This window comes from Bacteroides sp. MSK.20.82, from assembly GCF_019052485.1.
Lineage (GTDB): Bacteria > Bacteroidota > Bacteroidia > Bacteroidales > Bacteroidaceae > Bacteroides > Bacteroides thetaiotaomicron.
Genome location: NZ_JAHQUN010000007.1, coordinates 128,386 through 142,411 on the forward strand (window position 1 = coordinate 128,386; position 14,026 = coordinate 142,411).

Genomic DNA, 14,026 nt, shown 5'->3' on the forward strand with positions numbered 1-14,026 from the left:
GGAACATAGTGTAGAACATGATTAAAATAGGAATTGATGTAGGTTCAACGACGGCGAAGTTAGTTGCCGTCGATGAAAATGATAATCTATTATTTTCAAAGTACGAGAGACACAATGCGAAAGCAAAAGAGACAATTCTATCATTCTTGAAAGAGCTGTTATCTGAAATCGGAGATAAAGATATTTCCGTGAGGATAACAGGCTCTATCGGAATGGGAATTTCAGAGAAATGTTCGTTGCCGTTTGTACAGGAGGTTGTTGCGGCAGCGAAAGCGATACAAAAGGATTATTCTCATGTGACTTCTATGATAGACATCGGAGGAGAAGATGCGAAAGTCGTCTTCTTTAAGGATGCCGAAGCGACCGATTTGCGTATGAACGGCAATTGCGCAGGAGGGACGGGCGCTTTTATTGACCAGATGGCGATTATACTGGGAGTGAATATTGATGAATTGAATCAACTTGCCATGAATGCGACACAGGTATATCCTATTGCCTCCCGTTGTGGCGTTTTCTGTAAAACGGATATTCAGAATCTGATAGCTAAAAATGTAAGTCGTGAGAATATTGCGGCTTCCATCTTTCGTGCGGTAGCAGTTCAAACGGTAGTGACGCTGGCGCACGGTTGCGATATTACAACTCCCGTATTGTTTTGCGGTGGTCCGTTAACCTTCATTCCGGCACTGCGGAAAGCCTTCATTGATTATTTGTCCCTCGATGAAAAAGAGATCATACTGCCGGCCAACGGCACTTTGCTCCCTGCACTAGGTGCTGCTCTATTTCATCTTGATAAAGAGGATTACTGTAAACTGTCCCATTTGATCGATAAGATTGACACTACTTTAAACGGTAACGGTAACCTTGCTTCAACAGGGTTGGAACCTGTTTTTGCAAGTAATGAAGAATATGAAGCATGGAAAGAAAGAATATCCCGTCATAAGATGATATCTTCCGGCTTGAAAGCCGGAACACAGGATGTCTTTATCGGCATCGATTCAGGTTCTACTACGACAAAGATTGTTGTACTGGATGAAGATTCAAGGCTTCTGTATTCTTATTATAATATTAATGGCGGCAATCCGATAAAAGCTGTGGAAGAGGGGCTGAATCAGTTGAACGATGAATGTTTGAAGCAGAATGCCGTACTCAATATAAAAGGAAGCTGTTCTACCGGATATGGGGAAGACCTTATCAGGTCTGCCTTTCAGCTTCATTCGGGGATTATCGAAACGATCGCCCATTATATGGCAGCGCATTATCTGAACAAGGATGTGTCTTTTATCCTCGATATCGGCGGACAGGATATGAAGGTTATTTTTGTGAATAATGGCGTGATTGACCGGATGGAGATTAATGAAGCATGCTCTTCCGGATGTGGTTCTTTTCTTGAAACGTTTGCTAAATCTCTGGGGTATTCGGCACAAGAGTTTTCTCTGGCAGCCTGCCATTCGGAAGCACCGTGTGATTTGGGAACAAGGTGCACCGTTTTTATGAACTCAAAAGTGAAACAGGTACTCAGGGAGGGGGCAACGATCAATGATATTGCCGCCGGACTGGCATATTCCGTTGTCAAGAATTGCCTGTATAAGGTGTTGAAACTGAAAGATATATCTGTTTTGGGAAAAGATATTGTTGTGCAGGGAGGCACCATGCGCAATGATGCGGTGGTCCGTGCCATTGAACTTCTCTCGGGAGCGGAAGTGGCAAGGTGTGATACACCCGAATTGATGGGAGCATTCGGATGTGCATTATATGCGATGAAACATCAGGGGGAGTCCGTATCATTGGATGAGATTATCAATAAAGCTCAATATTCGGCACGTTCTTTATATTGCAAGAGTTGCGATAATCGTTGTCTGGTCATTCGTTACGAGTTCGAAAGCGGCAAAAGTTATTATTCGGGAAACAGGTGCGAGAAAGTTTTCACGAATGGAGAGAGCAGTAACCGGAAAGGTCTGAATGTCTATCGGCAAAAAGAAGAGCTTTTGTTTCATCGCAGCGCAGAGATTGCAGCACCCGAGCAGATTATCGGAATCCCCCGATGTCTGAATATGTACGAGGAATATCCATTCTGGCACACTCTTTTCACTTCCTGTGGCATACAAGTCTGTTTGTCTGATCCGTCCAATTTCAGAAAGTATGAGCACAATGCGCGTATGGTGATGTCGGACAATATCTGCTTTCCGGCTAAGCTGGTACATAGTCATGTTCAGGACTTGATAGAAAAGAAGGTCGACCGGATTTTTATGCCTTTTGTTATTTTCGAAAGAAAAGGGATGGAACAAAACAGTTATAATTGTCCGATTGTGACAGGTTATTCGGAGGTTATCAAAAGTGTGCAGTCCGAAGGTATATCGGTTGATTCCCCTGCAATAACTTTCAAAGACCGGAATCTGTTGTTTAAACAATGCCGTGAATATCTGAGCGGTTTGAGCGTGGACGATCGGACGATTCAGCAAGCATTCCAAAAAGCGGAAAGCGAACAGCACTCTTTTATTAATACATTGGTCGATTATAACAAAAACATATTGCAGCAGACTGGAAAGGGAGAGACTCTGACTGTCATGCTTGCCGGACGTCCTTATCATACCGATTCTCTGATACAGCACAAAGTCTCGGATATGCTTTCGGATATGGGAGTGAATGTGATAACGGATGATTTGGTGCGTCAGATGGATATACCGACGGGTGATGCGCATTTTGTTGCTCAATGGGCGTATACGAACCGTATCCTGAAGGCTGCGAAATGGTGTGCGACACAAGGAAAGAATATTCAGTTTGTAGAGATGACTTCGTTCGGATGTGGACCGGATGCTTTTCTGGTGGATGAAGTAAGGGATTTGCTGATGCGTCATAACAAATCGCTGACTTTATTGAAACTGGATGATATCAATAATATCGGTTCAATGAAGTTGAGAGTACGTTCCATGATTGAAAGCCTCAAACTTGCGAATGCGGATGGAACGGAAGGCGATGTAAAGGACTTTACGACCGTTCCTGTCTATGACAAGTCTTACCGTGACCGTAAGATACTGGTTCCTTACTTTACTCCGTTCATTTCACCTTTGATTCCTGCTATTATGAAAGTAGCCGGTTATGATGCGGAAAACCTTCCTCTCAGTGATAATGATTCAAGTGAATGGGGGCTGAAGTATGCGAATAATGAGGTCTGTTATCCGGCTACTCTGATAGTCGGCGATATTATAAAAGCACTTAAAAGCGGGAAATATGATATTTCAAAAATAGCCGTAGCCATCACCCAAACGGGAGGACAATGCCGTGCCAGCAACTATATTTCCTTGATAAAAAAGGCGTTGGTGGATGCCGGATATACGGATATTCCGGTAATCTCTATCTCTGTGGGCAGTGACATAGATAATGACCAGCCCGCGTTCAAGGTCAACTGGATGAAAGTAGTACCGATAACTTTTCATGCCGTTTTGTATAGTGATTGCATTGCTAAGTTTTATTATGCGTCTGTGGTACGTGAGAAAGAAGCAGGTGCATCGGCAAAGCTGCGTGATAAATACCTGCAACTGGCACCTGAAGTGATACTGAGAAGAAACATAAAGGGGTTGAACTCTTTGTTGCAATCGGCAATCACTGAATTTAATGAGGTGTGTAGGGCTGTAGATACTCCTAAAGTCGGAATTGTAGGAGAAATCTTCTTGAAATTCAATCCTTTCGCACAAAAAGAGATCATTGATTGGCTGATAGGCCGCAAGATAGAAGTGGTTCCGCCGATTCTGGCTGACTTTTTCATGCAGGGGTTTGTGAACAGGAAAGTCAATACGGATTCTTACATAAAAAACAGACAGTTGCCTGAGTTTATTTACGACTGGATCTACAAGTTTGTAAAGAAACAGATTGATAAAATAAATGAGACAGCAAGTAAGTTCCGTTACTTTGCCCCCTTCAATGATATCTTTGAAGAAGCGGAAGGAGCTAAAAGCGTTATTTCGCTGAATGCCCAATTCGGTGAAGGCTGGTTGTTGCCGGCTGAAATCGTGTCTTACGCCCGGCAAGGGGTGAACAATGTAGTGAGTTTGCAACCTTTTGGCTGCATAGCGAATCATATCGTATCCAGAGGAGTCGAAAAACGTATAAAAAGTTTCTATCCGGATATAAATTTGCTATCTTTAGACTTTGATAGTGGTGTGAGCGACGTAAACATAACAAACCGTATGCTTTTGTTTATTGATAATCTGAAAAATGCGACAATGAATTATGACAACAACTAATAATAATGAAGATTTGGAGAAAAAGATAATTGAGGCTGCCAAAGAACTATTTATAGAGAATGGGTTCGCAGAAACCAGTATGAGTGATATCGCTGCTAAAGTAGGTATCAACAGACCGGCACTTCACTATTATTTCCGGACGAAGGATAAGATGTTTCAGGCCGTTTTTGGTAACATCATACTTTCTTTTATTCCCAAAATACATGATATAATCATTCAGCAGGACAAACCTGTCTCCGAGAGTATCGGTGAAATTGTAGATGCTTATTATAAAGTATTCACGGAAAATCCATGTTTGCCATTGTTCATGGTGAGGGAGATGCATCGTGATATGAATCATTTAAGCGATACTATCAAGGAGTTGCGCCTGGAACAATATCTCCATAAAATCATGGATGTTTTACAGGAAGAAATGAATGACGGGAGACTGAAAACAGTTCCTTTGCCATTCGTATTCTATACTTTTTATAGTGCATTGACAGTTCCTTTCCTGACAAAGAATCTCAGTGCTTCTTTCTTTTTGGAGAAGGATGATTCTTTTGAGGATATTCTGGTTCAGTGGAAACCTTATATCGTCAGGCAGATGGAAACGTTGCTGGTAGTGAGCTAGAGAAAACTTATTTCAATACAGGTAATAATTTGTAGAGAGTCTTCCTTGTCATTATTTTCTGATTCAGGAAGCTGACGATATATCCGGTGATGCAGGCGGCGATAAGAGACCCCTCGCGAACACCTTCGATGCATTGTGAAAGCAGGAGAGAGAGTATGACTGCCAGAGTGACCAGCGTAACATCAAAACAGACTTTGAACTTTCCAAACTCTTTGTTATAACGGCGGGAGGCGTATTTTACAAAAGCCTCTGCGCTCATCATTGCTACTTTGGGTTTGAGTTCGAGTACGACTCCTATGGATTGTATCATGCATCCTGTGAGTAATAAGGCTATTGACATCCCGTAATTGTCGGGATGCAGATTACTGGTGAGCGCCATATTAAAATCAATGAATGCCGAAAAGATAAAAGAGAACGGCAATTGAAGGAGTATTTCAATGGTGTCCTGTCGGGTCCTATTTTTTCTGATGACCCAGAACTGTCCCAGGATAAGCAGCATATTGATCAGAAACGTACAAGTTCCTAATGATAAAGGGCTGTTCAGGCTTAACACATAATTGATGCTGGATATAGGTGTGGTTCCTAATGCAGAACGCACAATCAACACTATTCCGGCAGCCAGAAAATACAATCCGATAACAAATACCAAATACCTTTTAAAAACGTCTTTCATTCCCATATCTTACTATCTTATATAATCGTATTTTTCTTCATTCTATAAAGAAGAATATGCAAAGGTCCCGTTTTTTCGTCTGATATAAGTTATCCGATTCCACACAGTTTTTGTCATATCCGAAACAAATTGTATTTTTACGTCGAAAAGAAGGAGGTATAAATGGTAAAATCTCGTATTTTTGATAATAGGCAGTTGTTAAAGGAACATCCGGAAATTCCTCATTATAAAGAGGAAGTAGTCTGCTTTATGAGTGAATATAAGGACAGGAGCTATCCGGAAAACGAACGTTACTTTAATCGTGAACTTTATATGATACTCGTTCTTGAAGGTCGTTCCGAGATTTTGCTGAATGGGGAATTTATTGTGATAGAGCCTGATATGTTGCTTGTTCATGGAGCGAATTATCTCACCGATCATCTTTATTCGAGTCCGGATATTAAGTTTATCACCCTCTCCATTTCCGAGTCCATGCGGACAGATGACTCTTATCTTACCCAGATAACGGCTATTCTGTTGGCAACGATGAGGCAGAATAAGCAATATACCATACAGCTGACCGCATACGAAGCTCAAATCATTCGTAATGAACTGGAAGTGTTGATGCGTTTGCTGAATATAAAACATCAGTTTCTTTTCCGGCGAATACAGGCGGCTTGCAATGCCTTGTTTTTGGATATAGCCGATTTTCTTTCCCGTAAGACTATCATAAAAAAGGAGGTCAGTCGTAAAGACCATGTTTTACAGGAATTTCATGCGCTTGTTACCCGAAATTTCAGAGAAGAGCATTTCGTTAGTTTCTATGCGGATAAGTTGGCCATCAGTGAGCAGTACCTTGCACGTATCGTTCGTGCCGGAACGGGAAAAAGTGTGAATACGATTATTAATGAGTTACTGATCATGGAAGCCCGTACCTTGCTGAGTTCCACAAAATCTACGGTAGGGGATATTGCTTCCCGGCTTGGCTTTAGTGATGCTGCCGGTTTCTGTAAGTTTTTCAAGAGGAATATGGGGCAGACTCCTCTCAATTATCGGAAGGGATTATGGATTTAAGTGAAAATGAATGTAGGTTGATGTGATCCCATAACGAACGGATACATCAACCTACATGAAATATATAATGAACTGGTTTTGACTTATCAGCCAATGAGTGATAGGATATCTTCTACGATCTGTTCATCCGTCAGATGGTTGGCACGAAGCAGTTCCTGTATATCATAACGGTCTACAAATTCTTTTTTAGCTCCGTAGTTGAGCACTTTCATATCTGTAGCGCCATAGTAACGGGCAATCTTTTCACCGAAACCACCATCCAGAACTCCGTCTTCCAGTGTAATCACTAATTCGTGGTCGGCTTTCAGTTCGTCCATCAGTTCGCTGTCCACACCTGTGATGTAGCGGGGATTGATAAGGGTGGCATCAATGTTGGCTTTTTCTTTCAGCAGTGACAGAACCGATTGCCCTAATCCGAAGAAGGAGCCTAATGCAAGGATTGCTACTTTGGAGCCACGGTGGGCGACTTTATAACGATTGAGATTGCTATAGTCGGATTCCACCGGTTCACCGCAACTGATTACATCTGTGGCAGGTACACGGATAGCTACCGGATGCTCATTTTGGTGGATGCTCCATTCCAGCATGGCGAGATATTCCTCCTTACAGGTAGGTGCCAGATAGACCATATTGGGGATATTGCTGATAAGTGGAATATCGAAGAAACAGAGGTGAGTTACATCATTCATACCGGATAACGTCCCCCAGAATACCAACAGAACTGCCGGATTATTATTGATGCAGAGGTCTTGCGATAGCTGGTCGTAAGAACGTTGTATAAAGGTGCTGTACACTCCGTAAACCGGTTTTCCGCCATTGGCTGCGATACCGGAAGCAAGTGCCACTGCATGCTCTTCGGCAATACCGACATCTACAAACTGCTTGCCTGCTTCCTGACGACGGTCGGGAGTGAAGCCCAAAACAGCGGGGGTGCCCGAAGTAATGGTAACTACACGCTTGTCTTCTTTCATCTTTTTCAGCAGATATTGAGCGGTTACTTCACTATAATCTTCTGCGTCGTCGTTCATTTTTGATTTTCCGGTTTCTAGATCAAACGGAGTACGCCAGTGATAGGTCTCCTTGTCCTGTTCTGCAGGTTCGTAACCTTTGCCTTTTAATGTATTGATGTGGACTACTATCGGATGCTGTATATCTTTAACTTTGGAGAAAGCCTCGATCAGTGCTTCCACACAGTTGCCGTCATTCACGTACATATAGTCCAGCCCCATCGCTTTGAAGAAATTGCATTCACATTGACCGTTACTGTCGCGCAAATCTTTCAGATTTTTGTATAAGCCTCCGTGATTTTCGGCGATGGACATCTGATTGTCATTGACAATAATAATCATGTTAGTACCGAGCTCTGCTACGTAGTCCAGTCCCTCGAAGGCTTCGCCTCCGCTTAGTGAACCGTCGCCTATTACAGCGATGATATTTTCGTTGCCGCCTGTCAGGTCACGTCCTTTTGCCAGTCCGCTTGCCAAGCTGACAGAAGTAGAAGTATGACCGATCACAAAGAAATCATGTTCACTTTCCTGTGGTTCTGAGTAGCCGGATACATGATCATATTCAGCAGGATGGAGAAAAGCATCTTTGCGTCCGGTTAGCATCTTATGTACATAACTCTGATGTGACACATCATATACAATTTTATCTTTCGGCGAATTGAAAACATAGTGCAGGGCAATGGTTGCTTCTACCATTCCGAAGTTAGGGCCGAAGTGCCCACCGTGTGCACTCAGTTTTTGTAAGAGTGATGCACGGATTTCATGACTTAAATCATTCAGTTCCTGAAACGATAACTTCTTTACGTCTGCGGGAGAGTAAATATTTTCTAAATACATATCAATTTGTTTTTTTATGTTTATACCTATATTTTTATTTCACTGCAAAGATACTGACGGATTTGAAATCTGTTTGTATATGAATTACGGATTCTTTTACCTATATTACAGTTCCGCTAAAAATGGGCTTGATAAAACATAAAATACGACTTCCTCTATATCAACCATATGCTCTTTTGCAAGCTTGATTCTTTTTACCTGAATATACTGTTGTAATAGGTATCGCGCACGCGTAATCATTATATAATAGCAAAATAGGATGCTATAATAATATCTGTTCTTGTGTGATAGAAAGATGGAAACCTATAATCTGTAATTGGGGTAATTATACCCGTAATCTGTCTACAATCCCTTCACTTAATTCTTCCGACCTTTGTACTGTCGAATCACCTTGAGTATATGGAACTAATTATATAAAGAATATGGATAGAAAAGGCTTCTTGAAAAGTACGATGATAGCAACCGGAAGTTTACTGTTAGGCGGGGCGGGGATTTGTCGGTTTCTGAATGATAAAGAACCCGCAGATGGTCCGTTTCCCCGGACAATAGAAAAAATACATTGTGGAAATATGAAAAAGGTACTTGTTATAATGAGCGCGGGGACAAAACTCGGTAATACAGACCGGTTGACCGACGCTTATATTAAAGGACTCGTGGAACGGGGACATTCGGTAACCAAAGTATATCTGGGCAGTATGCGGATAGAAGGCTGCAGAGGTTGCGGCGTATGCCAGCGGCTCGCTCATCAATGTGCAGTTCGGGATGGTATGCAGGATATATATCCTTTGTTTGCAGAATGTGACACAGTGGTCATGGCTTCACCTTTGTATTTCTGGACAATCACGTCACAGTTAAAAGCTTTTATAGACAGGCTTTACGCCATCTCTGCCGACGACAAGTATCCGCAGAAAGATACGGTATTACTGATGACAGCCGGTGACGATAATGAGAACACCTTTGACCAACCCAAGCAGTATTTCCGGCTTCTGAGCCAGGCATTGGGTTGGAATGAAGTCGGAATATATTGTGCCGGCGGTTGTACCGGATGCGAAAAGCTGGCACGGCAAATAGATAAGGTACATCTTGAAAATGTCTATAAAATGGGATTGGAATTGTAAATAGCAGATTTAATATGGAACAAAAGAATCAATCAAAACTTCATTCGGGCGGTTTGCTCGTATTTATCCTCACGGTCGGTGTGTTTGGTATTATAAATACCGAAATGGGGGTAGTGGGTATCCTGCCTCTAATAGCCGAAACTTTTGATGTCTCGGTGCCGCAGGCAGGTTGGACGGTGAGTATCTTTGCACTGGTGGTAGCTGCATCGGCTCCTGTCACTCCGTTATTGTTTTCGGGAGTAAACCGGAAGAAAGTCATGTTGCTGGCATTGGGATTGTTTACACTGAGTAATATTATATCCATGCTCACTACCAATTTTACAGTACTATTGGTTGCGCGGATACTTCCCGCCTTTCTTCATCCGGTATATGTTTCGATGGCTTTTACAGTAGCGGCGGCATCAGTCAGCAAGGAAAAGGCTCCAAAGGCTGTTTCAAGGGTTTTTGTCGGTGTGTCTGCCGGTATGGTGCTGGGTGTTCCGGTGACCAGCTTTATAGCTAGTGAGGTCTCATTCTCTATGTCAATGCTGTTTTTCACAGTTGTAAATGCCTTGGTTCTTATAGCTACGATTTTGTTTATCCCCTCCATGCCGGTAAAGGAGAAAGTATCTTATGGTGCACAACTCAGCGTATTGAAGAGAACGGTGATGTGGAACTCTATCATTGCCGTCACCTTGATTAATGGAGCTATGTTCGGTTTCTTTAGTTATATGTCGGACTATCTGAAAACAGTGACGGAAGTATCATACAGTGTGATTAGTGTTGTATTATTGGTCTATGGTCTGGCTAATATTGTAGGTAACGTACTTGCCGGAAAACTATTATCGATAAATGCGCGGCGTTCAATTATTATCATGCCTTTTGCATTGCTGGTTTCCTATATATGTCTCTTTATAACAGGAGAGTGGATTACAGCTATGGTAATCATTATTTTAATTTTAGGTGTATTGGCAGGTATAGCAAGTAATAATATGCAATATATGATCGCGGAAGCTGCTCCCGAAGCTCCCGACTTTGCCAACGGAATGTTTCTGACTTCTGCCAATTTGGGGACAACGATCGGTACAGCCGTATGCGGAGCTTTCATCACGGAAATGGGCACACGCTATTCTGTATTCGGTGCATTGTTTTTCCTGATTGCCAGTATTGTGTTTGTTTATTTGAGAGTTCGTGTAGCTCATTCACAGAAACAAGTTAAAATGAATATGGCAACGGAATGATGAAAAATATATAATCCGTAATTGGGGTAATAATGTCAGTAATTCATCTACAAACACTCTCTTTATTTCACCGTATTTTTGTAATGTAGAAAGTAGACAATCAATTCATTAATAATTAAATGTAAGAGATATGAAACGAATATTATTATTAACCGTTGTATTTATTATGATGCTTGGAACCAGTTTTTCTTTCGCACAGGCTGATGCGGATAACTTTTATAAAAGTGATTGGGTAAAGGTAGAAAAGGTTTCTTTTTCTAACCAGTATAAAATGAAAGTAGCCGGCAACCTGTTTTTGCCGAAGACCATGAAAGAGGGAGAGAAATATCCTGCCATCATTGTCGGACACCCGATGGGAGCGGTCAAGGAACAGAGTGCGAATCTGTATGCTACTAAAATGGCGGAACGTGGTTTCGTTACGCTGTCCATTGATTTATCCTTCTGGGGTGGAAGTGAAGGTGAGCCGCGCAATGCTGTTTTGCCGGAGGTATATGCGGAGGATTTCAGTGCCGCAGTAGATTTTTTGGGTACACGTCCGTTCATCGACCGAAATAATATAGGTGTAATCGGAATTTGTGGCAGCGGAAGTTTCGCTATCAGTGCGGCCAAGATAGACCCTCGTCTGAAAGCGATTGCAACCATCAGCATGTACAACATGGGTACAGCCAGCCGCAACGGACTGAAACATGCGCTGACTCTGGAACAACGGAAACAAATCATGGCTGAGGCAGCAGAACAGCGCTATGCGGAATTTCTGGGCGGAGAAACTAAATATACTGGCGGCACTGTACATGAAATAACAGAAAACTCTGGTCCGATAGAACGCGAATTTTATGAGTTCTACCGCACTCAGAGGGGAGAGTTTACTCCCGAAGGAGCAACCCTGACAACTACCACACACCCTACACTTTCAAGCAACGTGAAATTCATGAATTTCTATCCTTTCGAAGATATTGAGACTATTTCGCCCCGTCCTATGCTTTTTATAACCGGAGAAAATGCCCACTCACGCGAATTTAGTGAAGATGCCTACCGACTGGCTGCCGACCCCAAAGAACTGTACATTGTACCTGGTGCAGGTCATGTAGACCTTTACGACCGTGTGGGGCTTATACCATTTGATAAATTGGAATCCTTTTTTAAGGAATATCTGAAGAAATAAGTATGAACAGGAAAAACAGATAACTATTTAAATAAAAGACAATCGAATCATGAAACAAATTAAAAATACACATTACGAAGGCGAACGTCCTTTGTTCGCATCCCACGGGCTTTATTTGGAAGAAGTAACCATTCATGCCGGTGAATCGGCACTGAAAGAGTGCAGTGATATAGAAGCGGTAAACTGTCGTTTCGAGGGAAAATATCCGTTTTGGCATAATGACGGTTTTGTAGTTAAAAATTGCCTTTTTACCGAAGGAGCACGTGCCGCACTCTGGTATTCCAGAAATCTGAAGATGAAGGATACATTAGTGGAAGCACCGAAGATGTTTCGCGAAATGGACGGAGTCGAACTCGAAAATGTACAGTTGCCCAATGCTTTGGAAACACTCTGGTATTGCCGGAATGTAGAACTGAACAATGTGAAGATAGATAAAGGAGACTATCTCTTTATACATGGGGAAGACATCCGCATCAAGAATTTTGTATTGAATGGCAATTACTCCTTCCAATATTGCAAGAACGTAGAAATCCGCCATGCTGAAATCCATTCGAAGGATGCATTTTGGAATACGGAGAATGTGACTGTATATGATTCTGTATTGGACGGTGAATATTTGGGCTGGCATTCTAAAAACTTACGTTTAGTGAATTGTAAGATCTCGGGCACGCAGCCACTTTGTTATGCACACGACCTGATAATGGAAAACTGCACAATGGCGGATGATGCCGATCTTGCTTTCGAACACAGTAGTGTGAAGGCAACGATTAAAGGCCCGGTTCACAGCGTGAAGAATCCCCGTACGGGAAACATTGTTGCCGAAAGTTTCGGGACAATCATCCTGGACGAGAACCTCAAAGCTCCGGGAAACTGCGAATTGAAACTTTGGGACGGACTGACTTGTTTTGATTGAAATATATGAAGTACAACTTCGATGAAATTGTTCCACGCAGAGGTACAAATTCCTATAAATGGGATTCTGCCGGAGATGCGGATGTATTACCAATGTGGGTAGCTGATATGGATTTCCGTACAGCTCCCTCTGTGGTGGAAGCACTGAAAAGGCGGGTGGAACATGGTATCTTCGGATATGTGCGTGTGCCCGATGCTTACTATGAGGCGATAACAAGATGGTTTGCCGGACGTCATGGCTGGCAGATTGAAAAAGAATGGATTATTTATACGACCGGAGTAGTACCGGCCCTGTCAGCTGTCATCAAGGCGCTGACAACTCCCGGTGATAAAGTAATCGTGCAGACACCTGTCTATAACTGCTTTTTCTCCTCCATCCGCAATAACGGATGCGAGGTTGTTGCAAATCCATTGATTTACATGAACGGAACGTATCAGATAGACTTTATCGATTTGGAACGGAAGGCGGCTGACCCGAGTGTAAAAGTCCTGCTATTATGCAATCCGCACAATCCTGCCGGAAGAGTCTGGACAAAGCAGGAACTGACTCGCTTGGGAGAAATCTGTCTTCGGAATAATATATGGGTAGTAGCGGACGAGATTCATTGCGAACTTGTCTTTCCGGGACACACCTATATCCCTTTTGCATCTGTCTCAGAAGAGTTTTTGATGCATTCCGTTACTTGCACCTCGCCTAGTAAAGCCTTTAATTTGGCGGGGCTTCAGATTGCCAATATTGTTTCTGCTGATACGGATATACGAATGCAAATAGACAAGGCAATCAATATCAATGAAGTCTGTGATGTAAATCCGTTTGGCGTTGAAGCCTTGATAGCTGCTTACAATGACGGGGAAGAATGGCTGGAAGAACTTAACCAATACCTGTTTGCCAACTACCATTATTTAAGGGCTTACTTTGATGAATATCTTCCCGAATTTCCGGTGCTGCCATTGGAAGGTACCTACTTAGTATGGGTAGATTGCTCGGCTTTGAAACAATCGTCGGAGGATATAGTGAAAACTCTGTTGGAGAAGGAAAAGCTTTGGGTAAACGAAGGCAATCTGTATGGAGAGGCTGGCGAAAGGTTTATCCGTATTAACATCGCGTGTCCGCGACAGCGGTTGATAGAAGGATTAAACAGATTGAGGCGGGCATTGAAATAATAAAATAATTGTCAGTTTATTAATAGGTT

The 14,026-nt window shown here is 42.4% G+C and carries 10 protein-coding genes; 8 read left to right on the forward strand and 2 right to left on the reverse strand.

The features are described 5' to 3' along the window. Positions 1-17: 17 nt before the first annotated feature. On the forward strand, positions 18-4,241 hold the full coding sequence (locus KTR07_RS09190; protein WP_113748366.1) for an acyl-CoA dehydratase activase: 4,224 nt from the start codon (positions 18-20) through the stop codon (positions 4,239-4,241). Then, positions 4,228-4,851 carry a TetR/AcrR family transcriptional regulator gene (locus tag KTR07_RS09195; RefSeq protein WP_008764883.1) on the forward strand — a complete coding sequence of 208 codons (624 nt, stop codon included), beginning with the start codon at positions 4,228-4,230 and terminating at the stop codon, positions 4,849-4,851. The genes KTR07_RS09190 and KTR07_RS09195 overlap by 14 nt, the downstream gene beginning before the upstream one ends. A gap of 7 nt (positions 4,852-4,858) precedes the next feature. Here KTR07_RS09195 and KTR07_RS09200 read toward each other — a convergent pair whose 3' ends face one another. Continuing rightward, positions 4,859-5,530, reverse strand: a complete 672-nt coding sequence (locus KTR07_RS09200) for a YitT family protein (protein ID WP_008764884.1) — start codon at positions 5,528-5,530, stop codon at positions 4,859-4,861. 156 nt (positions 5,531-5,686) lie between these two features. Between KTR07_RS09200 and KTR07_RS09205 the strand changes: the two genes are divergently transcribed. Beyond that, positions 5,687-6,577: an AraC family transcriptional regulator gene (locus KTR07_RS09205; protein ID WP_008764885.1), complete on the forward strand. Its 891-nt coding sequence runs from the start codon at positions 5,687-5,689 to the stop codon at positions 6,575-6,577. An 86-nt stretch (positions 6,578-6,663) separates the two neighbouring features. Here KTR07_RS09205 and KTR07_RS09210 read toward each other — a convergent pair whose 3' ends face one another. Next, entirely contained in the window at positions 6,664-8,421 is a 1,758-nt protein-coding gene (locus KTR07_RS09210; protein WP_008764886.1) for a 1-deoxy-D-xylulose-5-phosphate synthase, read from the reverse strand. A 422-nt stretch (positions 8,422-8,843) separates the two neighbouring features. Here KTR07_RS09210 and KTR07_RS09215 point away from each other — a divergent pair, with 422 nt between their 5' ends. The 5 genes from KTR07_RS09215 to KTR07_RS09235 all read left to right on the forward strand — a co-directional run bounded on the left by KTR07_RS09215 (position 8,844) and on the right by KTR07_RS09235 (position 13,997). Then, positions 8,844-9,539: a flavodoxin family protein gene (locus KTR07_RS09215; RefSeq protein WP_008764887.1), complete on the forward strand. Its 696-nt coding sequence runs from the start codon at positions 8,844-8,846 to the stop codon at positions 9,537-9,539. A gap of 14 nt (positions 9,540-9,553) precedes the next feature. Further along, positions 9,554-10,759 carry an MFS transporter gene (locus tag KTR07_RS09220; protein ID WP_113748367.1) on the forward strand — a complete coding sequence of 402 codons (1,206 nt, stop codon included), beginning with the start codon at positions 9,554-9,556 and terminating at the stop codon, positions 10,757-10,759. Between the two features lie 130 nt (positions 10,760-10,889). Then, a complete protein-coding gene (locus tag KTR07_RS09225) occupies positions 10,890-11,921 on the forward strand; it encodes an alpha/beta hydrolase (RefSeq protein WP_008764889.1) in 1,032 nt (343 codons plus the stop codon). A gap of 49 nt (positions 11,922-11,970) precedes the next feature. Then, complete coding sequence (locus KTR07_RS09230; protein ID WP_008764890.1) at positions 11,971-12,834, forward strand: DUF3737 family protein; 864 nt, start codon at positions 11,971-11,973, stop codon at positions 12,832-12,834. 5 nt (positions 12,835-12,839) lie between these two features. Further along, complete coding sequence (locus KTR07_RS09235; protein ID WP_008764891.1) at positions 12,840-13,997, forward strand: MalY/PatB family protein; 1,158 nt, start codon at positions 12,840-12,842, stop codon at positions 13,995-13,997. Positions 13,998-14,026 lie beyond the last annotated feature (29 nt).